At 68.1% G+C, this 25,311-nt stretch carries 23 protein-coding genes and 1 tRNA gene; 12 read left to right on the top strand and 12 right to left on the bottom strand.

The genetic code is table 11. The features are described 5' to 3' along the window. Positions 1-80: 80 nt before the first annotated feature. Entirely contained in the window at positions 81-1,538 is a 1,458-nt protein-coding gene (locus FGL15_RS06290) for an aldehyde dehydrogenase (protein WP_138945388.1), read from the bottom strand. 242 nt (positions 1,539-1,780) lie between these two features. Here FGL15_RS06290 and FGL15_RS06295 point away from each other — a divergent pair, with 242 nt between their 5' ends. From FGL15_RS06295 to FGL15_RS06305, 3 genes are all read left to right on the top strand, one after another. Beyond that, positions 1,781-3,256: an APC family permease gene (locus tag FGL15_RS06295; protein ID WP_138945389.1), complete on the top strand. Its 1,476-nt coding sequence runs from the start codon at positions 1,781-1,783 to the stop codon at positions 3,254-3,256. Positions 3,257-3,304: 48 nt separating this feature from the next. After that, the gene (locus tag FGL15_RS06300; RefSeq protein ID WP_138945390.1) at positions 3,305-4,738 is read left to right on the top strand and encodes an FAD-binding oxidoreductase; all 1,434 of its coding nucleotides are present in this window, start codon (positions 3,305-3,307) and stop codon (positions 4,736-4,738) included. Positions 4,739-4,901: 163 nt separating this feature from the next. Further along, positions 4,902-6,281: an NAD-dependent succinate-semialdehyde dehydrogenase gene (locus FGL15_RS06305; protein ID WP_138945391.1), complete on the top strand. Its 1,380-nt coding sequence runs from the start codon at positions 4,902-4,904 to the stop codon at positions 6,279-6,281. Positions 6,282-6,825: 544 nt separating this feature from the next. Here the strand turns inward: FGL15_RS06305 and FGL15_RS06310 are convergent. After that, the gene (locus FGL15_RS06310) at positions 6,826-8,388 is read right to left on the bottom strand and encodes a PucR family transcriptional regulator (RefSeq protein WP_138945392.1); all 1,563 of its coding nucleotides are present in this window, start codon (positions 8,386-8,388) and stop codon (positions 6,826-6,828) included. A gap of 26 nt (positions 8,389-8,414) precedes the next feature. Here FGL15_RS06310 and FGL15_RS06315 point away from each other — a divergent pair, with 26 nt between their 5' ends. The 3 genes from FGL15_RS06315 to FGL15_RS06325 all read left to right on the top strand — a co-directional run bounded on the left by FGL15_RS06315 (position 8,415) and on the right by FGL15_RS06325 (position 11,916). Beyond that, on the top strand, positions 8,415-9,773 hold the full coding sequence (locus FGL15_RS06315) for an aspartate aminotransferase family protein (RefSeq protein ID WP_138945393.1): 1,359 nt from the start codon (positions 8,415-8,417) through the stop codon (positions 9,771-9,773). 109 nt (positions 9,774-9,882) lie between these two features. Further along, a complete protein-coding gene (locus FGL15_RS06320) occupies positions 9,883-11,418 on the top strand; it encodes a CoA-acylating methylmalonate-semialdehyde dehydrogenase (protein ID WP_138945394.1) in 1,536 nt (511 codons plus the stop codon). 207 nt (positions 11,419-11,625) lie between these two features. Next, positions 11,626-11,916: a DUF1905 domain-containing protein gene (locus tag FGL15_RS06325; RefSeq protein WP_138945395.1), complete on the top strand. Its 291-nt coding sequence runs from the start codon at positions 11,626-11,628 to the stop codon at positions 11,914-11,916. A gap of 71 nt (positions 11,917-11,987) precedes the next feature. Here FGL15_RS06325 and FGL15_RS06330 read toward each other — a convergent pair whose 3' ends face one another. The 9 genes from FGL15_RS06330 to fdhA all read right to left on the bottom strand — a co-directional run bounded on the left by FGL15_RS06330 (position 11,988) and on the right by fdhA (position 18,657). Continuing rightward, the gene (locus FGL15_RS06330) at positions 11,988-12,401 is read right to left on the bottom strand and encodes a hypothetical protein (RefSeq protein WP_086475340.1); all 414 of its coding nucleotides are present in this window, start codon (positions 12,399-12,401) and stop codon (positions 11,988-11,990) included. A 1-nt stretch (position 12,402) separates the two neighbouring features. Continuing rightward, on the bottom strand, positions 12,403-13,698 hold the full coding sequence (locus FGL15_RS06335; protein ID WP_138945396.1) for an Asp23/Gls24 family envelope stress response protein: 1,296 nt from the start codon (positions 13,696-13,698) through the stop codon (positions 12,403-12,405). An 84-nt stretch (positions 13,699-13,782) separates the two neighbouring features. Next, positions 13,783-14,385 (bottom strand): hypothetical protein, encoded by a 603-nt coding sequence (locus tag FGL15_RS06340; RefSeq protein WP_138945397.1) that lies wholly within the window; start codon positions 14,383-14,385, stop codon positions 13,783-13,785. Continuing rightward, positions 14,385-14,960: a hypothetical protein gene (locus FGL15_RS06345; RefSeq protein ID WP_138945398.1), complete on the bottom strand. Its 576-nt coding sequence runs from the start codon at positions 14,958-14,960 to the stop codon at positions 14,385-14,387. The genes FGL15_RS06340 and FGL15_RS06345 overlap by 1 nt, the downstream gene beginning before the upstream one ends. Beyond that, a complete protein-coding gene (locus tag FGL15_RS06350; RefSeq protein ID WP_138945399.1) occupies positions 14,957-15,310 on the bottom strand; it encodes a hypothetical protein in 354 nt (117 codons plus the stop codon). The genes FGL15_RS06345 and FGL15_RS06350 overlap by 4 nt, the downstream gene beginning before the upstream one ends. Continuing rightward, entirely contained in the window at positions 15,307-15,495 is a 189-nt protein-coding gene (locus tag FGL15_RS06355) for a DUF2273 domain-containing protein (RefSeq protein WP_064296821.1), read from the bottom strand. Before FGL15_RS06355 ends, FGL15_RS06350 begins: the two co-directional genes overlap by 4 nt. Continuing rightward, complete coding sequence (locus FGL15_RS06360; protein WP_085513765.1) at positions 15,492-15,911, bottom strand: Asp23/Gls24 family envelope stress response protein; 420 nt, start codon at positions 15,909-15,911, stop codon at positions 15,492-15,494. Before FGL15_RS06360 ends, FGL15_RS06355 begins: the two co-directional genes overlap by 4 nt. A gap of 168 nt (positions 15,912-16,079) precedes the next feature. Further along, positions 16,080-17,114, bottom strand: a complete 1,035-nt coding sequence (locus tag FGL15_RS06365; protein ID WP_138945400.1) for a helix-turn-helix domain-containing protein — start codon at positions 17,112-17,114, stop codon at positions 16,080-16,082. Between the two features lie 322 nt (positions 17,115-17,436). After that, the gene (fdhA, locus tag FGL15_RS06370) at positions 17,437-18,657 is read right to left on the bottom strand and encodes a formaldehyde dehydrogenase, glutathione-independent (protein WP_079706515.1); all 1,221 of its coding nucleotides are present in this window, start codon (positions 18,655-18,657) and stop codon (positions 17,437-17,439) included. A gap of 320 nt (positions 18,658-18,977) precedes the next feature. Between fdhA and FGL15_RS06375 the strand changes: the two genes are divergently transcribed. From FGL15_RS06375 to FGL15_RS06395, 5 genes are all read left to right on the top strand, one after another. Further along, positions 18,978-19,226 carry a type II toxin-antitoxin system Phd/YefM family antitoxin gene (locus tag FGL15_RS06375; protein ID WP_064296825.1) on the top strand — a complete coding sequence of 83 codons (249 nt, stop codon included), beginning with the start codon at positions 18,978-18,980 and terminating at the stop codon, positions 19,224-19,226. Next, positions 19,223-19,483: a type II toxin-antitoxin system RelE/ParE family toxin gene (locus tag FGL15_RS06380; RefSeq protein ID WP_085513761.1), complete on the top strand. Its 261-nt coding sequence runs from the start codon at positions 19,223-19,225 to the stop codon at positions 19,481-19,483. Before FGL15_RS06375 ends, FGL15_RS06380 begins: the two co-directional genes overlap by 4 nt. Positions 19,484-19,551: 68 nt before the next feature. Then, positions 19,552-20,328 (top strand): HNH endonuclease family protein, encoded by a 777-nt coding sequence (locus FGL15_RS06385; RefSeq protein WP_138945401.1) that lies wholly within the window; start codon positions 19,552-19,554, stop codon positions 20,326-20,328. Between the two features lie 418 nt (positions 20,329-20,746). Continuing rightward, positions 20,747-21,178 carry an AAA family ATPase gene (locus FGL15_RS21455; protein WP_138945402.1) on the top strand — a complete coding sequence of 144 codons (432 nt, stop codon included), beginning with the start codon at positions 20,747-20,749 and terminating at the stop codon, positions 21,176-21,178. Between the two features lie 191 nt (positions 21,179-21,369). Next, a complete protein-coding gene (locus FGL15_RS06395; RefSeq protein ID WP_138945403.1) occupies positions 21,370-22,485 on the top strand; it encodes an AAA family ATPase in 1,116 nt (371 codons plus the stop codon). A 660-nt stretch (positions 22,486-23,145) separates the two neighbouring features. On the opposite strand, the gene FGL15_RS06400 is transcribed toward FGL15_RS06395, so the two are convergent. Next, positions 23,146-23,218 (bottom strand) — tRNA-Arg (locus FGL15_RS06400). Positions 23,219-23,561: 343 nt separating this feature from the next. On the opposite strand from FGL15_RS06400, the gene FGL15_RS06405 reads away from it, so the two are divergent. Beyond that, positions 23,562-25,283 (top strand): hypothetical protein, encoded by a 1,722-nt coding sequence (locus FGL15_RS06405; RefSeq protein ID WP_138945404.1) that lies wholly within the window; start codon positions 23,562-23,564, stop codon positions 25,281-25,283. The last annotated feature ends 28 nt before the right edge of the window (positions 25,284-25,311 follow it).

A 25,311-nucleotide genomic window follows, 5' to 3' on the forward strand; every position in this document is an offset into this window, starting at 1 on the left:
CGACCCGAACGCGGGCGGTCGGCCGAGGCGACGCCGATCGAGCGGACCGAGGGAGGTCGCCGATCGGCGGATCGGTCCGACTAGCGGACGTGGATCGCGCCGGTGCGGAGGTCGGTCGTGTCGTGGAGCGTGTACATGCCGCCGATCCGACCCCAGCCGGTGCCCTTGCCGCCCGCGCCACCGAAGGGCATGTTGATGTCCCACCACCCGTTGGAGTCGTTGACGATGACCTGACCGGTCTCGAGCTCCTCCATGAAGCGGTAGGCCTTCGACAGGCTCTCGGTGAACACCGCGGACTGCAGGCCGAGCGCGTCGGCGTTGGCGATGCGGAGGATGTCGTCGTCGTCCTTGGCCGTGAGGATGGGGAGGACCGGACCGAACGACTCCTCGCGCGACAGCAGGCTGTCCTCGGAGACGCCGTCGACGATCGTGAAGTCGTAGTAGAGGTCCGTCGGGTGGCCGGTGGCCCGACCGCCGCCGAGCAGGATGTCGAAGCCGAGTGAACGGGCCTCGTCGAGGTGGCGGTCCATCTTCGCGGCGACGCCCTCGTTGTTGAGCGGGCCGAGGTTGATCCCCTCGTCGAAGGGGTTCCCGAGTCGCACGGTCGCCTTCGCGTAGGCGAGGGCCGCCTCGACGAATGCGTCGCGGACGTCGTGGTGGACGATGAGCCGCTCGGTCGCGCAGCAGACCTGCCCACCGCTGTAGAAGGCGGAGTCCACGGCGGCCTTCGCGGCGCGCTCGATGTTCGCGTCCTCGAGGACGACGATCGGGCCGTTGCCGGAGCACTCCATGAGGGAGCGCTTGAGGCCGGCGGTGCGGACGATCTTCGCGCCGGTGGCGGACGAGCCGATGAAGCCGATCGCGTCGATCCCGTCGTGGGAGACGAGCTCGGAACCGAACGCGCCGTCACCGGGGAGGACGCTGACGAGCCCGGCCGGGACGCCCGCCTCGACGAGGCAGTCCATCGCCGCGAGGACCGCGAGGGGCGTGTTGCTCGGCGGCTTGACGATGCAGGCGTTGCCGGTCGCGAGGCCCGGGGCGACGAACTCGCTGAACATGAGGAGCGGGAAGTTCCAGGGCGTGATGATGCCCCAGACGCCGACCGGCGCGCGCCAGGTGAACATGCGCTTGTCGATGTCGCTCGACGGCAGCGTCTCGCCGTAGAGGCGGAGGGCGTCCTCAGCGTGGAGGTGGAAGAGCTGTGCGGCCTCGGCGATGTCGGCGATCGATTCGGCGAGCGGCTTGCCCTGCTCCAGCGTCTGCAGGCGGGCGAGCTCCTCCACGCGGGCGTTGATCGCGTCGCCGACCCGGTGACAGATCTCCGCGCGCTTGAACACGCCGAGCTTCCGCCACTCCCGCTGCGCCACGTGCGCCCGTCGCACCGCCTCGTCGAGTTCGGCGGTGCCGGCCACGGGGATCGACGCGATGACGTCACCGGTGACGGGGCTGATCACCTCCGAGCGCTCCGAGCTGGTTCCGTCGGTGAACTCGCCGGCGATGAAGAGCTGGGTGCGAGTGGGTGTCGGCAACGTGGTCATTCCGGACCTCCTGGTGTCGTGGCTGGGCCGACGACGCCGAACAGCGTCGTGCGGATGTCGTCGGGAGAATGTGGGATCAGCCTAGGACCTTGCGATTCCTCGAACAAGCAGTATTGTTTCGTCAAAGTTACGATTACAACAACGAGACCGACACGATCTTGTCGTCACAACAATTCTTCGGCACATTGAGTGCACCAGCAGCGAGACAGCGACGTCCCGTCCCCACGAATCGAGAAGAGCCCATGTCGACCGAACACGTCACAAGCACCGACGAGACCACGCACCTGCCCAAACGGATGCGCTGGTTCGACGGCTTCGCCATGGCGATGACCATGCCAGCCGCGCTCATCGCCACCCTCGGCGCCTCCATCACCGGCCTCGGCGGCTGGGGTGCCGCCGTCCTGTGGGCGATCTCCATGATCCTCGCCATGGGCGTCAACTGGATCTACACCGAGCTCGCCACCATGTTCCCGAACTCCTCCGGCGGCATCGCGCACTACGCGGCCGAAGCATGGAAGTCGCGTGCGCCCTGGGTCGCGCCGATCACGGGCGTCGGCTATTGGCTCCCCTGGGGCACGAACCTCGCCACCTACGGCGCGGTCACCGGTGCGCTCATCCAGGCGCAGTGGTTCCCGAACGAGGACTGGGTGATCCAGCTCGGCCCGATCTCCATCACCTTCCCGATCCTCATCGGGCTCGGCGTCATCGGCGTGATGTACCTCATCAACGTCATCGGCGTCCGCGTCACGATGGCGTTCGTCTACATCACGGCGGGCATCCTGCTCATCCCGCTGTTCGTGTTCATCGTCTTCCCGCTCTTCAGCGCCGACTGGGCACCGCTCGACCTCACCTGGAAGCTCGAGGGCATCGAGGGCCTGCACACCGCGATCGTCTGGCTGTACATCATGGCGTGGACCACCTTCGGCATCGAGGTCTGCGCGACCTTCGCCCCGGAGTACCGCGACTCGGTGAAGGACACGACCAAGGCGATCAAGGCCTCCGTCCTCTTCTGCCTCGGCGTCTTCTTCATCATCCCGCTGACCCTCGGCGGCTACGCGGGCGAAGCGACGATCGCCGACAACCCGGCGACCTTCTTCGTCGCGAGCTTCGCCTCGCTCGTCGGTGGCGCCGCGGACGTCATGGTGCTCTGCCTCATCGCCTCGCTGCTGCTCATCATGACCACCTCGGTGGCCGACGCCTCACGCGTGCTGTTCAACATGGGCAAGGAGCGCGTCACCGTCCCGTCGCTCGGCGTGCTGAACCGTCGCGGTGTGCCGTTCCGCTCGCTCAACGTGATGCTCGTGATGAACGTCGTGATCCTGGTGGTGCTGCAGAACCCGCTCGCGATCATCGTGACCGGCAACCTCGGCTACATCCTCACGCACTTCTTCGCCGTCTCCGGCTTCTTCCTGCTGCGCAAGGACCGCCCCGACGCCGTCCGCCCGATCCGCCTGCCGCGCTTCTTCGTGCCGCTGTCGGTCGTGCTGTCGGTGCTCCTCGCGATCATCCTCATCGTCGGTGCCACCGGCTTCTCGACCACGGGCTACGGCGGGTTCCTCGAGCTCGGCATCGCGCTCGGGCTGCTCGCGCTCGGCGTCGTGATCTGGCTGTTTGTGCAGCGGAGCACCAAGCGCGACGCGGGGCTCGGGACCGGCGGAGCATCCGCCGCAACCCCACGTGCCGAGACCGAACGCACCGACGCCGCCCGCACCGACTGACCGCGCACCACGCGACCGCACCGAACCACGCACCACAGGGGACCCACCATGAGAACCACCTACGAACTGGCCGAAGAGCTCGCCGACACCGCACGCCTGCGGGAGCAGCTGGCCTCGGCCGAACCGGAGCCGTACTGGCTCGACGACCCGGCACGGCCCGCTCCGCTCCCCCGGCTCGAGGCGGACGTCGAGACGGACCTGGCGATCGTCGGTGGCGGGTACTCGGGCCTATGGACCGCCCTGCTCGCGAAGGAGCGCGACCCGGACCGCCGGGTCGTGCTCCTCGAGGGCCGGCGCATCGCGTGGGCGGCGTCCGGTCGCAACGGCGGGTTCTGCGAGCCGAGCCTCACCCACGGTTCCTCGAACGGCAAGAGTCGCCTGCCGCACGAGTTCGACCGCCTGGAGGAGCTGGGACGCGAGAACCTGCGCGAGATCGGCGAGACCATCGCCCGGTACGGCATGGACTGCGACTGGGAGGAGACGGGCCTGCTGCAGGCGGCGACGGCCCCACATCACGTCGACTGGTTGCGGGAGAGCGCCGAGGAACACGGCGCCCGGTTCCTCGACCGCGAGGCCATGCAGGCGGAGGTCCACTCGCCGATCTTCCAGGCCGGCCTGTTCGAGCCCACCGGTGCGGCGCTCGTCAACCCGGCGAAGCTGGCGTGGGAGCTGCGACGCGTCTGCCTCGACCTGGGTGTGGAGATCCACGAGTACACGCACGTCCGCTCGATCCGGTCGGACGCGACGTCGGTCACCCTCACGACGACGCACGGTTCGGTCGTCGCGAAGCACGTCGCCCTCGGCACGAACGTCTTCAAGGCCCTCATCCCGAGTGCCCGGAAGTACACGGTGCCGGTATACGACTACGCGCTCATGACGAACCCGCTCTCCGCCGAGCAGCTCGAGAGCCTGGGTTGGAAGGGCCGGCAGGGCATCTCCGACCTGGACAACCGCTTCCACTACTCGCGGCTCACGACCGACGCGAACGGGTCGACCCGCATCCTGTACGGCGGCTACGACGCGGTCTACAACTACGGCGGGCGCGTCGAGCCACGGTTCGACCAGCGCGAGGAGTCCTTCCTCAAGCTCGCCGCGCACTTCGCCCACACCTACCCGCAGCTCGTCGACCTCGGCTTCTCCCACAAGTGGGGCGGGGCGATCGACACCTGCGGGCGGTTCTTCTCCTTCTTCGAGACCGCGCACGGCGGCAAGGTCGCGCACGCGGCCGGGTTCACCGGCCTCGGCGTCGGCGCGACGCGATACGGCGCGAACGTCATGCTCGACCTCCTCGCCGGCACGCCGACCGAGCGCACGACGATGGACTTCGTCCAGAAGAAGCCGACGCCGTTCCCGCCCGACCCGCTCGCGTTCATCGGTGCGCGCATCTCGCTGTCGGAGATGGCCCGGGCCGACCGCAACGAGGGCAAACGCGGGCTCTGGCTCCGCGTGATGGACGCCGTCGGGCTGGGCTTCGACTCCTGAGCCGGGTTTCGACGCAGGAGCCGCAGTCCAACCCATGACAGGCGGAGCCTGGTTCGATACGGTGCAGGTGGTGGTCCCGCTCACGTCGAACCCGCACAGCTCGCATCGGCCGGCAACGGACACCGCACCGCACCAGCAGCACCTCAGACAAAGGAGCACACCAGTGAGCGACTACGCCGTCGTCAACCCCGCGACCGGAGAGACTCTCCGCGACTACCCGACGATCACGGACGAGGAGCTGCAGCAGGCGATCACCGCCGCGTCGGCCGCCCACGAGGAGTGGTCGCGTCGCGCTCCCGTCGCCGACCGCGCTGCGCTCATCGCCCGCGTCGCCGCCCTCCACACGGAGCGCCGCGAGCAGCTGGCCGAGATCGCCGTCCGCGAGATGGGCAAGACGTACGAGCAGGCGCTTGGCGAGGTCGACTTCGCCGCCGCGATCTACCAGTACTACGCCGACAACGGCGAAGCCTTCTCCGCCGACGAGCCCATCGAACTGTCCGACGGAACTGGCTCGGCGTTCATCCGTCGCGCGTCGCTCGGCGTGCTGCTCGGCATCATGCCGTGGAACTTCCCGTATTACCAGGTGGCGCGGTTCGTCGGCCCGAACGTGGTCAACGGCAACACGATCCTCCTCAAGCACGCACCGCAGTGCCCCGAGTCGGCACTGGCCATCGCGCAGATCTTCGACGACGCCGAAGCCGAGCTGGGCGCCCACGATTCCGTGTACGTGAACATCTTCGCCACGAACGACCAGATCGCGAGGGTCATCGCCGACCCGCGCGTGCAGGGCGTCTCGGTCACCGGTTCTGAGCGCGCCGGTTCCGCCGTCGCCGAGCTGGCGGGCAAGCACCTCAAGAAGGTCGTGCTCGAGCTCGGCGGGTCCGACCCGTTCATCCTGCTGTCGACCGACGACCTCGACGCCGCCGTCCAGGACGCCGTCAACGCCCGCATCGACAACAACGGGCAGTCCTGCAACGCCGCCAAGCGGTTCATCATCATCGACGAGCTGTTCGACGACTTCGCCGCGAAGTTCACCGAGGTCTTCACCGCGAACGCGCCGGCCGACCCGATGGCGGAGAGCACGCAGCTCGGCCCGCTGTCGTCGGCCGCCGCGACCGAGCGACTCGGCGAGCAGCTCGGCCGCGCGAAGGCGCAGGGCGCGACGATCCTGGCATCGGGCGAGCCGAATGGGAACTTCTTCCCGCCGGCCGTGCTCACCGATGTGACGCCTGAGATGGACGCGTTCCACGAGGAGTTCTTCGGACCCGTCGCGTCGCTGTACCGGGTCGCGTCGGAGGAGGAGGCCGTGCGCCTCGCGAACGACACCCCGTTCGGTCTCGGCTCCTACGTGTACACGACCGACCAGGAGCAGGCGCTGCGGGTCGCGGACGGGATCGACGCCGGCATGGTGTGGATCAACCTCGTCCTCGGCGACGCGGCGGAGCTGCCCTTCGGCGGCGTCAAGCGCTCCGGCACCGGCCGCGAGATGGGCAAGCCAGCGATGGACGAGTTCGTCAACAAGAAGCTCATCCGCATCGCCTAGGCGCGTCGGCCCCGGTCGCCGAGCTCGCGCCACCGGTCGCTGACGCCCCCATCCGGTCACTGACGCCCCCATCCGGTCACTGAGCCTGTCGAAGTGCGGTCCCGCCCCATGTCGACCGCCCTTCGACAAGCTCAGGGACCGGGATGGGGTGCGCGCGAGGACCGGGACACGGTGCACCCACTCACCGCGCTCCTCACCCGCGGAACGCTTTCCGGTCACTGAGCTTGTCGAAGTGCGGTCCCGTCGTGCGGTCGCTGCCCTTCGACAAGCTCAGGGACCGAGAGGGGTGCGACTCAGGGACCAAGAGGGGTGCGACTCAGGGACCGGACCGGGATGGTTCAGCTCAGGGACCGGGATGGCAGGGTGCGGCTTGGGGACCGGAACCCCTGCTGGGGTTCGTCGGCAAGCGGCGGTCACCCCGAGCCGAGCACCTTCTCCGCTCCCTGAGCCTGTCGAAGGGCCCACGGAGGCACCTCGACAAGCTCGGTGACCGGGGTGGGCTCAGCGACCGGGGTGGGCTCAGCGACCGGGGCCCGAAGGACCGTCAGCCGTCGGTGAGCTGGAGGGCGCTCCACAGCTCGGCACGGTCGCCGAAGCGCGAGAGGTCGAGGTCGAGCAGCGACTCCAGCGTGCTGATGCGCGCGCGGAGGGTCTGCCGGTGGATCCCGAGCCGGCCGGCAGCCTGATCGGTCACGCAGTTCGCCTCCAACCACACCCGAGCCGTCTCCACGTGGACCGCCCGAGCCTCGGCTCCGAGCCCGCCCAACGGCTCCAGCAGCCGGTTCGCCAGCACCGATCCGCCCGACGCACTCAGCAACCCGAGCAACCCCTGCTCGGCGAGCGCCTCGTACCGCACGAGCCGCGGCGTCTCCCCGGCCGACGCGCGCGCCCGCTCAGCCTCGGCCAAGCCGTCCCGCAAGCCCTCCCAGCTCGTCCTCGCCGACACCCCACCGGACAGCCCGTGGCGGCCGACGACGGCGTCCCAGAGTCCGGTGTCCGCGTCGCTCGACACGATGACGATCCGCTCGTCCTGCTCGGCGAAGAACAGCTTGCCGCCGTGCGCCGCGGCCTGCACGTCGAGTTCCGAGAGGAAGCCCAGCTCACCCGCGGGGATGTCGACCACGGCGACCCGGATCGGGTCGGGCGGCAGCGGCCCCCAGAGCCGCTGGGCGGTGCGCTCGGCGACCGTACGGTCACCGGAGAGCAGCAGCTCGAGGAGCCCGGAGCGAAGCTGCCGGCGTGCGAGGTCGAGGGCGCTGTGCTGCTCGAGAGCGATGCTCGCGAGGCCGATCACGCTCGAGACGAGGTCGTGCTCGGCGTGGTCGAGCGGCACGCTGGAGCCGACCGCGAGGATGCCCCGCAGCTCGCCCCGTCGACCGAGCGTCAGCAGCGTCGCGCCCGCCGCTCCGTCCGCGAGGTGCAGGCCGGCCCGCGACCCGCGGCGCAGCACCTCGGAGACGGCGGCCTCCACGCCCTCCGGCACCGGCTCGCGCGTCCTCGTGGTGACCCGGTTGCCGAGCGCGTCGTACAGCGCAACCCAGCACCCGAGCTGCTGCCCCAGCTCCGCGAGGATCGCCGTCAGGCCGTCGGGTCGGAGCGCCGCCCTCGCGACCGCACGCTGGGCGGCGAGCGACCACTCGAGCGACGCCACGCGCGCGGCTGCGACCGCATCTGCGACGAACCGGATGATGCCGATGAACGGGGTCCGCTCCCCCACCTCGAGCAGGGTGAACCCGTGACGCTCGCACGCGTCGACGAGACGCTGCGGGATGTCGGCGTGGATGATCCCGGTGGCGAACCCGAGCGCGAGCACGCCCCGGGCGGAGAGGCGGCGGACGTACTCGTCGGCGCGGCGGTCGGCGAGCTCGTCGCTCATCTCGCCGGTGAACTGCATGCCGTCGGTGAGGAGCAGCTGGCCGGGCTCCAGCCAGGGCGTCGGGTCGCCGAGGTCGGAGCTGTGCACCCAGGCGATGTCGCGGTCGAGGACGTCGGCGTCACCCGCGACGACGAGGCCGAGCTTGAAGACCGGCTCGGCCATGAGCGTGCGCAGGGAGACGTTCGAGGACGCACGGCCGACCTCGCCAGCGATCACTGAAGTGGTGGACATCCACCGAAGCTATCACCGATCCCGCCATGTACATCAGCACCATCGATTGCCAGGCTGCAGGAGTGATCAATGACTTCCTCTCCGGCCTCGACAACGCCGGCGTCCGCGACGCCGACACCCAGCGCGTCCTGCACTCCTGGTCCGCCCAGAGCACGCTCAAGCCGCTCCCGATCGCGGGTGGACTCGGCAGTACCGTGTGGGACCACGACGGACGCCACTACCTCGACTTCTCCAGCCAGCTCGTCAACGTGAACCTCGGGTACCAACACCCGAAGGTGGTCGCGGCGATCCAGGAGCAGGCGGCGCAGCTCACCACGATCGCGCCCGCCGCGGCGAACGCGACCCGTGCCGAGGCGGCTCGTCTCATCCTCGACCGCGCCCCCGAAGGCTTCGAGAAGGTCTTCTTCACCAACGGCGGCGCCGACGCGAACGAGAACGCGATCCGCATGGCGCGCATCGCCACCGGCCGCGACAAGGTCATCTCGACCTACCGCTCGTACCACGGCAACACGGGCGCGGCCATCGTCGCGACGGGCGATTGGCGGCGCATCCCCAACGAGTACGCGCGCGGTCACGTGCACGTGTTCGGCCCGTTCCTCTACCGCACCGAGTTCTGGGCGACGACGCCGGAGGAGGAGTCGGAGCGCGCCCTCCGCCACCTCGAGCGCACCGTCCAGGCGGAAGGCCCCGGCTCGATCGCCGCGATCCTCCTCGAGACCGTCCCCGGCACCGCCGGCATCCTGACCCCGCCGCCCGGCTACCTCGCGGGTGTCCGTGCGATCGCCGACCGCTACGGCATCATGCTCATCCTCGACGAGGTCATGGCCGGCTTCGCCCGCACCGGTGAGTGGTTCGCGTTCGACGCGTTCGACGTGCGCCCCGACCTCATCACCTTCGCGAAGGGCGTCAACTCCGGCTACGTGCCGCTCGGTGGCGTCATCGTCTCGGAGCACATCGCCCGCGTCTTCGACGAGCAGGTGTTCCCCGGCGGGCTCACGTACTCCGGCCACCCGCTCGCTGCCGCGAGTGTCGTCGCGACGCTCACCGCGATGGCCGAGGAGGGCGTCGTCGAACACGCGAAAGCGATCGGCGCCGACCACATCGGCCCCGCGCTCCGCTCCCTCGCCGAGCGCCACGCGCTCATCGGCGAGGTCCGCGGCAGCGGCGTGTTCTGGGCGGTCGAGCTCGTCGAGGACCGCGACACCCGCGCACCGCTCGATGCGGCGGCGATGGGTCGGTTCAAGTCGTCCCTGCTCGAGGCAGGCCTCCTGCCGTTCATCAGCGAGAACCGCATCCACGTCGTCCCGCCTGCCGTCGTGACCGCCGACGAGGTCGCCTCGGGCATCGCGATCATCGACGCCGCCCTCGGGGAGCTGCGCGCATGAGCGGCGATCCGGACCCGTTCTGGGACTCGGTGTCGGGACTCCCGGCACCTGTCCCAGCACGACCAGCACCCAGCACCCCTGCACCCCACGACGCCCAGGAGCCCTCCGCATGACCACCACCGCCACAAGCACCACCCCCACCACCGACACCGGTTCGCTGCCGGTCATCCCGCACTGGATCGACGGAGCCGAGGCCCCGTCCACCTCGGGTCGCACCGCCCCGGTCTACGACCCGGCACTCGGTGTCGCGACGAAGCACGTCGCGCTCGCGAACCAGACGGAGATCGACCGCGCCGTCGCATCCGCCGCCGCCGCATTCCCCGCCTGGCGCGACCTGCCGCTCGCGAAGCGTCAGCAGATCGTGTTCAAGTTCCGTGAACTGCTCGAGGCGAAGAAGGGTGAGCTGGCGGAGATCATCACGGCGGAGCACGGCAAGGTCGTCTCCGACGCGTTGGGTGAGATCACGCGTGGGCAGGAGGTCGTGGAGTTCGCGACCGGCCTCGCGCACCACCTCAAGGGTGAGTTCTCCGAGCAGGTCTCCACCGGCGTCGACGTCTACTCCACGAAGCAGCCGCTCGGTGTCGTGGGCATCATCTCGCCATTCAACTTCCCCGCGATGGTGCCGATGTGGTTCTTCCCGATCGCGATCGCAGCTGGGAACACGGTCGTGCTGAAGCCGAGTGAGAAGGACCCGTCCGCGGCGATCTGGCTCGCGAAGCTCTGGAAGGAAGCCGGGCTCCCCGACGGGGTGTTCACGGTGCTGAACGGTGACAAGGAGGCCGTCGACGGGCTCCTCACCCACCCCGACGTCCGCGCGATCTCCTTCGTCGGTTCCACCCCGATCGCGAAGTACGTCTACGAGACCGGCACCGCACACGGCAAGCGCGTCCAGGCGCTCGGCGGGGCGAAGAACCACATGCTCGTACTGCCCGACGCCGACCTCGACCTCGTCGCCGACTCCGCCATCAACGCCGGCTTCGGCTCCGCAGGCGAGCGGTGCATGGCGATCTCCGTCGTCGTGGCCGTCGAGCCCGTCGCGGACGAGCTCATCGGGAAGATCGCCGAGCGTGCAGCCACCCTGCGGATCGGTGACGGACGCCGGAACTGCGACATGGGACCGCTGGTGACGAAGGTGCACCGCGACAAGGTCGCGTCCTACCTCGACATCGCCGAAGCCGACGGGGCGACGATCGTCGTCGACGGCCGCAACACGCCCATCGACGGCGACCCGAACGGGTTCTGGCTCGGCCCGACCCTCATCGACAACGTCCCGACGACGTCGAAGGTGTACACGGAGGAGATCTTCGGCCCCGTCCTCGCCGTCGTCCGCGTGCAGTCCTACGAAGCAGGCGTCGCGCTCATCAACGGCGGCGCGTTCGGCAACGGGACAGCGATCTTCACCAACGACGGCGGTGCCGCCCGACGGTTCCAGAACGAGATCCAGGTCGGCATGATCGGCATCAACGTGCCCATCCCCGTCCCGGTCGCGACGTTCTCCTTCGGCGGGTGGAAGGACTCCCTGTTCGGCGACACCAAGGCCCACGGCGCCGAGGGCGTCCGATTCTTCACCCAGCAGAAGGCCATCACCTCCCGCTGGCTCGACCCCTCCCACGGCGGCATCAACCTCGGCTTCCCCCAGAACTGAGGTTCCCCGGCCCTCGGCAGTGCTCCCCGCGAGCCTGCCGAGGGGCCGCGTGCTTCCGGGGCCCTTCGACAAGCTCAGGGACCGGCGGGTGGTGTTGGTCCCTGAGCCTGTCGAAGGGCGGGACCAGGGATGGTTCCGCCCTTGCCATGGGTCGGACTCAGCCGCGACAATGGCCCCGCCGACCACGACCGATGAGGGGCGCCACCGATGGCCATCGAACCGACCGAGCTCGATCACGGCTTCACCGCGCCGATCGGCGTCGACGTGAAGGGCGACGTCTGGTCCTGCGTCGAGATGCCCGGCTCGGCCGAGTTCTTCGGAACCTGCAAGTCCGTCCGCGTCGACGCGACCGTCGACGGTGTCGACCTTCCGAACGTCGGGCTCATGCCGACGGGTTCCGGTGGTCACATGCTGTCCATCAGCGCGAAGCTGCGGAAGCGTCTCGGCAAGGACATCGGCGACACCGTCGACGTCCACCTCACCCGCCGCTTGAGCTGAGACCAGGAGATCCGCGCGGCAGCAGGAGATCCTGAGGGAGAACCTCCTGCTGCCGCGCGGATCTCCTGCGCTCAGCCGCCCGTGACCCGGCGGATGAGGTCCTGGATGAACGGGACGACGTCAGACGCCTGGTCGACGCCCGCGAAGGCGACCGCCAGCAGTGGCCACAGCGACACGAGGAGCGCCGAGATCACCGCGGCGACGGCGAGCACCCAGGAGAGTGCGCCGTTGCGACTGCGGACGCACCCGAGCAGGAACAGCAGCGCGAGCACGTACCCGATGAGGAGCGCGACCACGATGCCGCCGACGGGGACCCTGAGCGCACCGACCGTCGCGCCGTCGGCGGCGCCGATGAGCCCGAGGATCGGGATCAGCACCCCGACGACGATCAGGACCAGGAGGACGACTCCCGTGATCGCGGCCGCCCACACGGCACGCGGACGCGGACGGGAGCCGTACGACGTGGTCCGGCTGAAGAGCGGCATGTCACTGCTCCTTCGTCGGCGCAGCAGCTTCGACGGCCGTGGCCTCGGCGGGAGCGTCCGCCACCTCGTCGACGTCAGCGACCTTCGGAGCAGGCTGGTCGTGCGTGTCCTCGTCGGCGGGCTCGAGCGCGCTCGGGGTTCCGTCGACGGTCTCTGCGGCGCCGCCGTTCTGGTCGGCATCCGAAGCCAGGTCGGCAGTGGGGCCTGCGTCAGCCGCCCCGACGGGCTCAGCGCCGGCGAGGTTCGAGTCGCCGTGCGTCACCTCGTCAGCGACGGTCGCGAGCGAGTCGGCCGCGGTGGCCAGCTGGCGGGCGGCCTCGGCGAGTTCCTCCGACACGTCGTCGGAGGTATCCGACACCACCGCATCGATCGGTTCGCCGGCGACCTCGCCGCTGGCCGCGAGGTCGTCATCGTCGCCCTCGGACCGGTCGGACCGCTGCTCCACCGCATCGCCAGCCGCGTCGGCCAGATCGGCCGCTCCGGCTCGCGCCGAGTCCACCGCGTCCGATGCAGCAGCCTTCGCCGTGCCGAGGGCATCGCCGGCGGCCTCCGCCGCATCGCCGATCGCGGCACCCGCCGCGGACGTCGCGTCACCGATGGCCGCCGTGGCGTCGTCGATCGCCGCACCCGGATCGGGCTCGATCGGGTCGAACGGCCCGTGGATGTCGGTGACCGTGATGTCGATGTCGACCGGTCCCGAGTGGCGGGCTTCCAGCGCCGCAGCGACGTCGGCCCGGACCGTGTCCGCGACCTCGTCGATGCTGGCCGGGTACTCGGCAACCAGTGAGACCTCGACGTTCAGCACGTCGTCGTCGGCCAGGACGTTGACGCCGGGGACGGCGGTGCGGCCGAGCAGGCGGGTGCGGGCGCTGTCGATGGCACGGGCCGTCGGGGAACCGAGGGCGTGCACGCCGGGGACCGTCTCGGCCGTCGTGGCGATGACCTGGGCGAGCTCGTCGGCCTCCTGCTCACGCCGGCGGCCGGAGTCGAGCTCGACCACCGGTGCGTCTGCCGCTTCCGACGAAGCCACCGGCTCCGACACCGTCACGGTCGGCGTCTCGGCGGAGACCGAGTCGGCCACGGCCGGTTCAGCGGCCTCCGGACCAGCGACAGCCCCGTTCGCCGGTGCGACCACAGGAGCTGGCGCGGTCTCACCCACGTGCTCGCCGTCGTGCGACTCGATGCGGCGGACCTCGTCATCGGGATGCGCAGGCACGAGCACCGTCGGGTGCTCCGCCCGGACCTCGGCCGGGGTGGGGATGTGCTGCTGGTCCGGGTGCTTCGTGTCGTCGCTCATGCGATCCTCCTCGCACCGCGTCGGCGGTGCATCGGTCCTACTGCTGTCGGTTCGGGTGCCGCGGCGGCACCGCGGGGTGTCGGGTCAGACGACCCGGTTGGTGCTGGCGAGCCGCGTGCGCAGTCCGCTGACGATCTGGATGACCACCGGGGTAGACGTCCCGAGGACGCCGTCCCACTCGTGGATGGCCGCCTCGATGTCGCGCCGCAGCTGGACGGGCGAGGCGCCGCGACGGGCGTGTGCAGTGAGGCGCAGCGTGGACTGCTTGCGGATCCGGAAGCCGGTGACGTCGACGGAGACCACGTCGGGGTTGCGCCCGATCGCCTCCTCGAGGACCTGCTCGGCGACCTTGACGTCGAGCACGACGCGACCACCGGTCGGGGTGTCCTTCGTCCGCTGCTCGTCGACCTGCAGCAGCGTTCCGGTGTGGCCGCGCCCCTGCCGGAATACGAACCAGAGGATGACGAGGATGAGCAGCAGGGCGACGACCGCCGCGACCCACAGGATCCACGGCTGGGCGTCGATGGTGTCGTTCGTCGGTCCGACGGCCCGCTCGGCGTTCTCGCTGATCGTGCGCTGCACGTCCGGCAGGAGCGCACCCACGGACAGGGCCGCGCCGACCGCGAGGACGACGAGTCCCACGACGAGGATGAAGAACCGGTTGAGGAATCGATTCGTGGAGTTCATCAGGCCACCGTTCCCTTGCTGCTCACGCGGACCTTGGCGCGGAGCGCCGGCCGGTAGTCGTAGGACGCGACCTCCGCGTCCACGGCCTGCTGGATCTCGCGCTGGTCGACGCGTCGGCCGCTCGTCGGCGTGACGTCGACGCGGGCGCTCCTGGCGCCGACGCTGACACTCACCTGCGAGGGGTCGATGTCACCGGCGTACGAGGCGACGCGGGCGAGCGACTGCGCGATCACGCGGTCGTCCACGACGGCCGCGGTGCGGTCGGCGATCGACCCGCGACGCCCTTGGCGGGCGGGAGCCAGCGACAGGACGATCAGCACCAGGCCGACGATCGCCGCGACCGCACCGATGGCGACGAGCAGCGGGGCCGGAGCGGTCGCCGCGGTCAGCACCGCGGTGACGATGTCCTTCGGTGCGACGAGGAGCGCCGGCTGCCCGATCGCGGCCAGGACCGATTCGGTGCCGAGCCAGGCGAGCACGAGCGCGAGGATGATCGCGATCGTGATCGCGAGCGTCGACCGCGGCGAGTGGGTCTCGCGACGCACCGCGCGGCGGTACAGGGCTGGGGTGCTCACAACACCCTCCTTCGTTCTTCGAGCTTCGCGCCCGTGATGTGGAGGTCGACGCGTCCGATCGTCGACCCGGTCAGGTCCAGGCACCGCTCACGGATGCTGGTCTGTGCGCGTGCCAGGCGTTCGAGGACGGTTCCCGAGGTCCGGGATCCGGCGCCGAGCGGCGACACGTGGATGGGCGTGCTCGCGGTGACCGTGAGGGCCCCCTGGGCGTCGGAGAGCTCGACCGAGACCTCCGACGCCCGCACACCGAGTTCCTCCGCGGTGACGGCAGACACGACGCGACGCACGGCGCGGGAGCTGATCGTGTTGCGACCATGCACGGCCTGTTCGGCCGCCACCGCCGCGGTCACGACGACCGCCGCCCGCGGAGCGCGTCGGCGACACCGCGCAGGTCGAGCTTGCCCTCGAGCACGCGTCCGATGCCGAATCCGATCAGCATGAACAGCGCGACGAGGATCATGCTCCAGAACCCGAATGCGACGGCCGCCAGTGCGAGGACGGCACCGACGAGGATGCCGCGATCGGTCGTGGTCACTGGACGCGGCTCTCGTCAGCGTCGTTGTCGTCGTCCGACGGGATGTGGACGTCGGAGACGGTGACGTTGACCTCGGTCACGTCCATGCCGACGACGTTCGAGATGGCGTCGGTGACGCTGCGACGGACGTCGTCCGCGACGCGCTGGAGGTCGACGGGGTACTCGGCGACGATCACGATGTCAGCGGCGACCTGCTTCTCGCCGACCTCGACCGAGACGCCCTGACCGCGGTCCTGAGCGTTGATGGCGTTGCGGATGGCGCCGATGGCGCGAGCTGCTCCGCCGCCGAGGTCGTGCACGCCGGGGACCTCGCGGGCTGCGATGCCGGCGACCTTCTGGACGACGCCATCGGCGATGACGTTCTTGCCCGTGGAGGCGGTGGCTGCGTGGTTGGCGGTGTCGGTGGTGTTCGACATGGTGTTGCTCCTTCGGTGGCTGGTACTGCGGTTTCACGTTCCGGGTGTCCGGTCGCGGTGCCCGTGTTCCGGACGACATCTATGAGACTGCTTGTCACGCTCGAACCTCACGGTCGATCTCGTTTTCGTCGCGAAGCACTCATTTTCTGGATATTCGCGACTCGTCGATCAACCGCGGAGGGTCTGGCTCGGGCCCTCGCCGAACCGGGCCCGATAGGCGGAGGCGAAGCGTCCGAGGTGGACGAACCCCCACCGCTTCGCGACCTCACCGACCGTCGTCTCCTGCGGTGAGCTGTCGGCGAGCTCGCGTCGGGTGCGGTCGAGGCGGATGTCGCGCAGGTAGGCGGTGGGCGACATGCCGAGCTCCCGACGGCAGTGGAGCTGCAGCGTCCTCGTGTGCAGCCCGGCCGCTTTCGCCGCGTCGGCGGGCGTGATGGGCTCCGCCGCGTGATGGTGCAGGTACTCGACCGCGAGGCGGGTGCGAGCCATCGAGGGCTCGCGGAGCGGCTCCGGCAGGTCGACCACCGCCCACGGTGCGAGCTGGAGCAGTGCGAGGGCGAGCGGTCGTTGGGCGTTCATCCGGAGGAGCGGAGGCGACGTCTCGTCGGTGAGCACCGGGGTGGAGGCGTTCAGCGCCACGCGCCAGCGCTCGATCGCCTCAGGTGTCGGCGTCGCCTCGAGGTCGAACGACACCTGCTGACTCGGGCCGGCGTGGATCTCGGTCGCGAGGTCCTCGAGGTACGGTGCTGAGAAGAGCACGGAGTTCTGCCGGTGGGGCGTGAGGTGCACCGTGTACGGCCGGTGGAACGGGAGGACGAACGGGTGTCGTGGGATCTCCATCCGTTGGCCGTCACGACGCACGATCCAGCCGCCGCCGGTCGTGACCCATGAGACCACGTAGTCGGTGAGGCCCGGGGTCTCACCGGTCACGTGCCCGGTCATCGTCGCTGTGCGGAGCGAGACACGGTCGTCGCCGATCGACACCCACTGGAACGAGAACGGCTCGGAACCGCGGGTGACGGTGAAGCGGCTGCCGTCGTAGGCGCGCTCGTAGTTCTGCCGGGCGACCGCCGGATCGTCGCCGCTGACGGTGACCTTGCGGATCGGAACCGTCGACGCCGTACTGCTCGCACTGCCGAGCAGCGGGCCGGTGTTGGAGTCGCTTTCCGGATCTGATTCGGATGCGAGGAAGGAGTGTTGCATGGTCGTCCTTGTGCGAGTGGGGTTCTCTTCGTCGCGGGACGGGCCCCAGGGCCCCGTCTGTTTCCCGCGTCATTGGAGAGACGGACCGAGAGGAGGGAATCTCACGGTTCACTCAGCAGTTCGTCAGACAACGCCGTACCAGATGCCTCGCAGCACGCGTTTCGGTGAAAACTCAGTAGTCGAGACCTCCTGGTGAGGAGATGAATCCGTCCCCGGCGCCCGGTCCCTGAGCCTGTCGACGGGCAGCCGAAAGCGCCCGTTCCGTCGTCCTGCAGCTCTCCAGACGACGCAACGGGCGCTCTCGGTGATGTCGCAGTGCCGCCTACGCTGCGTCCAGATACCCGTTCGGGTTGAGGACGAACTTCTGCGCAGCCCCCGCATCGAACTCGGCGTACCCGCGCGGGGCGTCCTCGAGGGTGATCGCGGTCGCGTTGACGTTCTTCGCGATGTGCACCTTGTCGTGCAGGATCGCCATCATCAGGCCGTGGTTGTACTTCATGACCGGGCACTGACCGGTGGTGAACGACAGCGACTTCGCCCAGCCGGTACCGAGGCTCAGCGAGAGCGCGCCCTTCTTCGCGGCCTCGTCGATGCCGCCCGGGTCACCCGTCACATAGAGCCCGGGGATGCCGAGCGCGCCGCCGGCCGCCGTGATGTCCATGAGCGAGTTGAGCACGGTCGCCGGAGCTTCATGACCCGCGTCACCGCCGTGGCCACGAGCCTCGAAGCCGACGGCGTCGACCGCGCAGTCGACCTCCGGGACACCGAGGATCTGTTCGATCTGCTCCGCCGGCTCGCCCTTGGTGAGGTCGACGGTCTCGCAACCGAAGCTCCGCGCCTGCGCCAACCGGTCGGCGTTCATGTCGCCGACGATGACCGCAGCGGCACCGAGGAGCATGGCCCCGGTCGCTGCGGCGAGTCCGACTGGTCCCGCGCCCGCCACGTAGACGGTCGATCCGACGCCGACACCCGCCGTCACCGCACCGTGGAAGCCGGTCGGGAAGATGTCGGAGAGCATCGTGAGGTCCATGATCTTCTCGAGCGCCTGGTCGCGGTCCGGGAACTTCAGGAGGTTCCAGTCCGCGTAGGGCACGAGCACGTACTCGGCCTGACCGCCGACCCAGCCACCCATGTCGACGTAGCCGTAGGCACTGCCCGGGCGGTCGGGGTTCACGTTGAGGCAGATGCCGGTCTTGCGCTCCTTGCAGTTGCGACAGCGACCGCACGCGATGTTGAAGGGCACCGAGACGATGTCGCCGACCTTGATGAACTCGACGTCCGGTCCGACCTCGACGACTTCTCCGGTGATCTCGTGTCCGAGGACGAGGTTCGGCGGTGCCGTGGTGCGGCCGCGGACCATGTGCTGGTCGGAGCCACAGATGTTGGTCGCGACGGTCTTGAGGATGGCGCCGTGGGGGACTTTCCGGCCGACGTTGGCCGGGTTCACCCCCGGTCCGTCCTTGAGTTCGAAGGTGGGGTAGTCGATGTCGATGACCTCGACGACACCCGCTGCTTTGTAGGCGACAGCTCTGTTACCTGACACGTGATCCTCCTTGATCGCGGGCGCCCGTTGTGGGGCACCCTGTGTCTGCTCGACCCTATCCCGGCCCTGTCGCGAGCGGCAGTCCCCCGGTCCCTGAGAACACCTCCCCCGGTCCCTGAGCGCACCTCCGCCGGCTCCTGAGCGCACCTCCGCCGGTCCCTGAGCGCACCTCCGCCGGTCCCTGAGCCTGTCGAAGGGCCCCCTGTGGAGAACGCCCTCGGTCGTCCGCACACCTTCTCTAGGCTTCCCTGAGACCGTCGGCCGATGGCTCGGTCATCCCCCACATGTACAGACGGAGGCCCAAAACGTACACTTGCGACATGTCCCGGATCAACGTCACCGAAGCTCGCGCGAAGTTCTCCGAGCTCATCGCGCGATCCCACACCGAAGCCGTCTTCGTGGAGCGTCGCGGGCGCGCAGAGGCCGTCATCATCAGTCCCGAACAGTACGACCGGATGATGGAGGCGCTCGAAGACGCCGAGGACGCCCGTGCCTTCGACGCGGCGATGGCCGAGGAGGGCGACAGCATCCCGTGGGCGCAGGCGAAGGCCGACCTCGGCTGGGAATGAGTCGATACGACATCGAGCTGCGGCCGGCCGCGATCAAGGCGCTCCGCAGGATCGACCATCAGGACCAGCGACGCATCCGGGCCGCGATCGCTCTGCTCGGGGAGAACCCACGCCCGCCGAGCGCCACGGCGTTGCAGGGGCGCCCCGGCTTCCGAGTCAGGGTTGGCAGGTATCGGATCGTGTACACGATCGATGACGGTGTGCTCCTCGTGGTCGTCATCACGCTCGGCCATCGGAGCGACGTCTACCGGGGCTGACGTGCGGCATTTTCGTGTCGGCGCCCACCTCTACGCTGGTGGAGCAGACCCCGAGGAGAGCACCCAGCATGAAGAAGACTCCCTTGGCGTTGCTCGTCGCGCTCCTTGCAGCCGTCGTGGTGCTCGTCGCAACGCAGTTCGACGGCGGGATCGTGTTCGGCGGACCAGGCTCACCGACGCCGACATCCGTCGCACCGACGCCAGCAGCGGTCAGTCCCAGCGCTCGGGCATCGCTCGAGGCGGCCGGCTTCGCTGTCGTGGACGCGTCCGGGCAGTTCGTCGTCTCGGCCACCGCGGTCGAAGACGCGCTGGCCGACGTCGACACCGCGACCCAGGTTGCCACCGGGTACGACCGGGACCGGTTCGGTCAGCGTTGGGCCGACATCGACCGCAACGGCTGCGACACCCGCAACGACGTGCTGGCACGCGACCTCGTCGACGCCACCTTCAAGCCGGGGACCCGCGACTGCGTCATCCTCACCGGAGTGCTGCACGACCTCTACACGGGGTCGACGATCGACTTCCAGCGCGGTGAGCGGTCGAGTCAGCTCGTGCAGATCGACCACGTCGTGCCGCTCGCGTGGGGTTGGCGTCACGGCGGGAACACGTGGACGGAGCAGCAGCGCGAGCAGTTCGCGAACGACCCGATCAACCTGCAGGCCGTCGACGGCGCGACGAACTCGTCGAAGTCCGACTCGGGCCCCGGCGATTGGATGCCGCCGTCGGCCGCCTCCCACTGCGAGTACGCGGCGCGCTTCGTCCTCGTGCTGATGGCGTACGACCTCACGGTCGACGACGCCGACCGCCAGGCGCTCACGGGCACGCTGGGCAGCTGCCGGGCGTAGCTCCCTCGGCACCGCAGCAGGACAAACGCCCGAGAACCGGAGATTTCCCGCGATTCCATCCGGTTCTCGCGCAGATATCCTGCTGTCAAGCGGGACGAAAAAAGCGGCCCACCGAAGTGGACCGCTTTTTCAGAATGTGCGCCCGAAGGGATTCGCCCCAACCTTCTGATCCGTAGTCTCTGCCGAGCCGTCCAGGGACGCCCGATGGTCCCATCAGGAACCACCAGAGATTATCTTCGGACGGCTGCGAACTCCTCCACTACCCGGATGATTGCCGTCACCGTTCCGTCTAAGCCAAGAGGGAGAGCATGGACAGATTGAGAGACCGTGTCATTCCTGCAAGACGGCAAGTCTTATCCACTACGTTTCTCGTCCAAGCACGATAGCGTAGGTCTCCTCGACGAGATGGGATAGCAGCTTGAGACTCAATGAGGTATCGGTGAGCAACTACCGCTCCATCGCGAAGCAAACCAGATTTACCGTCGGCGACCTTACTACGCTGATTGGCCCGAACAACCAAGGTAAGTCGAATCTTCTTCGAGCACTGTCGCTCGGGATGACACTTATAGAAGGTTGGAGTGCTCTTCCCGACCGTCTTGCTGGCAAAGAAGAGCTCACGGGGATGGAGGCTGTGTCCTTCCTTCGCAACAGCCGTACGACACGAACGCGGCGAAGCGACGACGAGCTGCCGGGATATCAGTGGGTTAGAGACTACCCCTCCAGAAGCAGGAATCAAAGGGGGCGCAGCCAACGACGATTCGATTCACATTCGCACTCGACGAATCAGAGGTTGCGCGTTATCAGGAGATCACTGGAATACGCAACAATGGCAGCATACCCATTGAGTTGAAATTGGGTCGATCCAGTGTTTCACTAGGTATTGTCAAGCCGGGACGCGGCGCGGCAGGGCACAAGGCTAAAGCGCGAGAGATCGCGAAGTTCGTCTCAGACGGAGTCAAACTAGTGTCGATCCCGGCGATTCGCACGAGCCGCCAGGCCCAGGCGCTCGTGAACGATCTGGCTCGAATTAGACTGCAGACAGTGGCCCGGTCAGAGGAATATCGCGAGCTGGCCGCGCAGATCAATCTCCTGCGTCAGACAGCAGTCTCTGAAATCGCAGCCAGTCTCACCCAATCCGTTAAACGATACCTACCGACCATCGCCACCATCGACATAGAGACCATCGACATCGCCTCGTCTGACGCAGTTGCGGATCTCAGGATAGACGACGGCACGTCAACCTCAATCGAAAACAAGGGAGATGGCATCAAATCACTCGTATCCATGGCGCTGCTTCACGAACTCGCTAGTGAACGCGCCGGTACGCAGAACATCATTCTGGCTGTTGACGAGCCAGAGGCACACCTCCACCCCGCCTCCGTGCATGAGCTACAGACACTTTTTGCCCAAATTTCCGGCGCTCAGCAGGTCATTCTCGCAACACACAACCCGATCTTCGTGAATCGCGAGGATGTCAGTTCGAACATCCTGGTTCGCGAGAACGAGGCCCGTCCGGCACAGTCAGTGGACCAAATTCGCGAAGCGATCGGGGTGCATCTCCATGACAATCTGAGCTCTGCAGAGAAGATCGTCTTGGTCGAGGGCCTAACTGACGCCGCTAGTTTGCCCATACTACTCAATTCGGTAGCACCTGGCATTCGAGAACTCGTGACGACAGGGCGACTAGTATTCAAGCCAGTAAAGGGAGTCGGCAAGCTAAGGTCACACATCCTCCGCGAGAAGTCGACCCTATGTCAGATTTTCGTTGTTGTTGATGGCGACCAAGCGGGCAAAGAAGAGGCTGGTCGAGTAATCGATGAGAAGCTGCTCCCCGCTCGAAATGTATTCCAACTAAACGACGGTCAACGCAAGCAGTCAGAGCTCGAGGATTTAGTCGAACCGGCAGTGTACCTCGAAGCTCTGAGCGACACCTTCGGTCGGACATTTCTCGATTCCCACTTCAAGAACCGGTCGCGGAAGTGGGCAGACAGTTTTGAAGAGGTTGCATCAACCTTGGGCGTCGTATTGACCCCAACCGTTGTCGACAGCGCAAAAGTAGCTGTCGCGGACGCGGTACGCGCCTACAACGGGGATTCCCTTACGCGAACAGATTCGCAGCCCTCTTTGGTCGCCTTAAGTGGTCTCCTGAGGTCCTGAACGGGGCTGCGCACCTCGGGCCGACTCGAGGTGTGATGAACTGCGATTCTCCTCGTGCCTCGATAGCGACCGGGTGCTCCGCGATAGCGGCATGGCCTTCTTCAGTCTCCTCTTCGAGAGCTATTGCACCAACCAGAGAGATGGCGATCTTGCCTGACTCGCTGAGATACCCCTGGACTCGACGTAGAGTGGCTGGACACCGAGGTGGTATTCCCGAAAGGCATCGAACTGGCCGGTTGATCATAGTAAGAGAACGGTCTCGTGTTCCTGACTGGCATCAGCACGATCCTCGAACCAAGTGACTTGCGGCGGTGCTGTGACCACGCGATGGTCGTCAGTGCGTCCGTCGTACGCTATGCGTCCTACGTGCGCCTCGCTACTGCTGACGAGGGGTGCTCCGTTGCACGTCGTGATAAATGTGATCGGACACTCGACGATGTCCATCACGTCCGTCCTCTACGCCCATGTCATGCTGCGCGCGCTCGTCCCTGCCGCATCCGCCGACGCGGAGCCTGCTCCGCAGCCGTTGCTGTGTCGATTGCTGTCGGCCATTACGCATCGAGCACACCGACATTCTCAAACCGCTGAGAGGACCAATAGAAATGACCGCTCACCGGGCAAAACAAAAGCGGCCCACCGAAGTGGACCGCTTTTCAGATGTGCGCCCGAAGGGATTCGAACCCCCAACCTTCTGATCCGTAGTCAGATGCTCTATCCGTTGAGCTACGGGCGCATTGCTTGCTGAGAGAAGAGAACTTCGGCTCGGCAGGCCGAAGTAGAGCCTACAACACGGAAGCCGAAGACGCGAATCGTGCTGCGAAGGGTTCGGGACCGGGGAGGGTCACACCCTTCGACAAGGTCAGGGACCGGGGAAAGCTCAGGGACCGGGGAAGGTGACGCCCTTCGACAAGCTCAGGGACCGGGGAGAGTAGCTCAGGGACCGGAGGAGGTGACTCAGGGACCACCGAAGGCAGCTCAGGGACCGGGTGCGGCCCGGGCTGCACCGGAGGGCTCCCCATCGACACGACGGGCGCCGACATGGAACAGTCGATGCGACCACCTGCCGAGAGGACGATGTGAGCGCAGCATCAGGACCGACGAACGACAGCTTCACGATGATCGGCCGCCCGCCCGTCCGGGCGAACCTCGTCCTCATCCTGATTCTGTCGGGCATCCTCGCCACCGTCCTCGGCTGGATCACCGGAAGCGTCATCGACGGCATCTTCGACGTCGCGCCCGCGGCGCTCATCGTCATTCCGGTCTTCTTCATCATCACCGCCGGCATCTGCCTGCTCTACCTCCGGACCGCCTTCCGCCCGGTCGGTGTCGACTCCGTCCGCGGGACCGCGCTCCTCGGCGGCGAGACGATCCCGCTGCGCTCGATCGTGAGCGGCGAGCTCCTCACCCGCAATCCCGCCGCGACCACGCCGGCCCTCAGCCTGCGACTCACGACCGACACCGGCGCACGCGCCCGCATCATCATGAACGGTGGTTGGCTCCGCAGCCTCCCCACCTCCGACCTCGTGCCACTCGTCGCACTCATCGCCGGCAGCGGCATCCCGGACGACACCGGCCAGGATCCCCTCGACGTCGGACGGGAGCGCATCTCCCGCTCGCTCGCCGGAAAGGGCTCGAACGTCTCGATCGGTCGACGCGGGTTCATCGCCGATTGCATTACGGCAGCAGAGTCCACGGGCGACGTGAAACTCCTGGACGCGGTGGTCCAGGCGGCGGGACCGCTCGGCCGGAGCATCCGGGACGAGGCGACGCGGGCGGCACAGGGCACCGTGGAGGAGGTCGTGCGCGCGCACCAGGACGTGGCTCCAGCAGCGCCCGAAGCCCCGAACCCGACTCCCCTCGTGCCGCCCGCGCCGCAGTACGGGTCGGTCGTCGCGGACGAGGACGAGGCGACGGCAATCGACGACGACACGGACGACGACCGGTTCCGTCGACCGGACGACCCGGCCCGGCTGGCCGCGGAGCAGCTCATCGACCGAGTGCACCTCGACAAGCTCGGTGACCGGAATGGGGCGCTCGGCAATCGGGATGCGGAGCGCGGCGATCGGGATGCGGAGCGCGGCGATCGGGATGCCGAGCGCGTCGACCCGGACGACGGACGCGAGTTGCCGTCGTGGATTCCGCCACAGGACCAGGCTCGGGTGCGGTCCTGGCTCGCGGACGACGACGACGTCGTCCACCTGCAACCGATTCCGGAGACGGTCGGCGCACGCACCCTCCGGAAGGTCTGCGACCGGATCCTCATCGCGCTCGCCGGCATCGGCCTGCTCGCGATCTTCGGCGCGGCCATCGCGGAAGGGCTCATCGACCGCCTCCTGCCGACCGACGCGAACGCGCTCGTCGCCGTCGCCGTGGTCGGCTCTGCTCTACTCGCGTTCGTCGCGTGGATCGTCGGCGGCATCGCGCGGGCACGCGAGATCCACATCGCTCAGCGCTTCTCGCTCGACTGGCTCGACCGCCGCGGCCCGGAACAACGCCGCCGCGGACTCCCGCCCGTGCTCCTGCAGCACTTCCTCGGCCCGATCCCCGCGTCGCGCCTGTTCGCAGCCGGAGCCTACGCCGGCACCTGCCTCGGCGGCGTCGGCGTCCTCGCTGGCGCCCTCCTGTCCGTCGACCCGGAGGAGCTCGGCGCGACCGGGCCGATCATGCTCGGCGTCAGCCTCGTGCTCACGGCTGTCGGGACGGTGCTCTTCATCGTGCGGTGGCGGCGGGTGAAGCGGCAGCGAGCGCTGGCGATCGAGCTCGGCGGCGAGCGCCTGGCCTACCTCGGGAACCTGTAGGCAGAGGGCGGTCGGCGAGCCCTTCGAC

It is taken from the genome of Plantibacter sp. M259 (assembly GCF_006065115.1).
GTDB classification, from domain to species: Bacteria; Actinomycetota; Actinomycetes; order Actinomycetales; family Microbacteriaceae; genus Plantibacter; species Plantibacter auratus.

Coding starts and splice junctions, on each gene's coding strand:
- FGL15_RS06290 (WP_138945388.1), bottom strand. CDS start 1,538: ATGACCACGTTGCCGACACCCACTCGCACCCAGCTCTTCATCGCCGGC.
- FGL15_RS06295 (WP_138945389.1), top strand. CDS start 1,781: ATGTCGACCGAACACGTCACAAGCACCGACGAGACCACGCACCTGCCC.
- FGL15_RS06300 (WP_138945390.1), top strand. CDS start 3,305: ATGAGAACCACCTACGAACTGGCCGAAGAGCTCGCCGACACCGCACGC.
- FGL15_RS06310 (WP_138945392.1), bottom strand. CDS start 8,388: ATGTCCACCACTTCAGTGATCGCTGGCGAGGTCGGCCGTGCGTCCTCG.
- FGL15_RS06315 (WP_138945393.1), top strand. CDS start 8,415: ATGTACATCAGCACCATCGATTGCCAGGCTGCAGGAGTGATCAATGAC.
- FGL15_RS06320 (WP_138945394.1), top strand. CDS start 9,883: ATGACCACCACCGCCACAAGCACCACCCCCACCACCGACACCGGTTCG.
- FGL15_RS06325 (WP_138945395.1), top strand. CDS start 11,626: ATGGCCATCGAACCGACCGAGCTCGATCACGGCTTCACCGCGCCGATC.
- FGL15_RS06330 (WP_086475340.1), bottom strand. CDS start 12,401: ATGCCGCTCTTCAGCCGGACCACGTCGTACGGCTCCCGTCCGCGTCCG.
- FGL15_RS06335 (WP_138945396.1), bottom strand. CDS start 13,698: ATGAGCGACGACACGAAGCACCCGGACCAGCAGCACATCCCCACCCCG.
- FGL15_RS06340 (WP_138945397.1), bottom strand. CDS start 14,385: ATGAACTCCACGAATCGATTCCTCAACCGGTTCTTCATCCTCGTCGTG.
- FGL15_RS06360 (WP_085513765.1), bottom strand. CDS start 15,911: ATGTCGAACACCACCGACACCGCCAACCACGCAGCCACCGCCTCCACG.
- FGL15_RS06365 (WP_138945400.1), bottom strand. CDS start 17,114: ATGCAACACTCCTTCCTCGCATCCGAATCAGATCCGGAAAGCGACTCC.
- FGL15_RS06375 (WP_064296825.1), top strand. CDS start 18,978: ATGTCCCGGATCAACGTCACCGAAGCTCGCGCGAAGTTCTCCGAGCTC.
- FGL15_RS06380 (WP_085513761.1), top strand. CDS start 19,223: ATGAGTCGATACGACATCGAGCTGCGGCCGGCCGCGATCAAGGCGCTC.
- FGL15_RS06385 (WP_138945401.1), top strand. CDS start 19,552: ATGAAGAAGACTCCCTTGGCGTTGCTCGTCGCGCTCCTTGCAGCCGTC.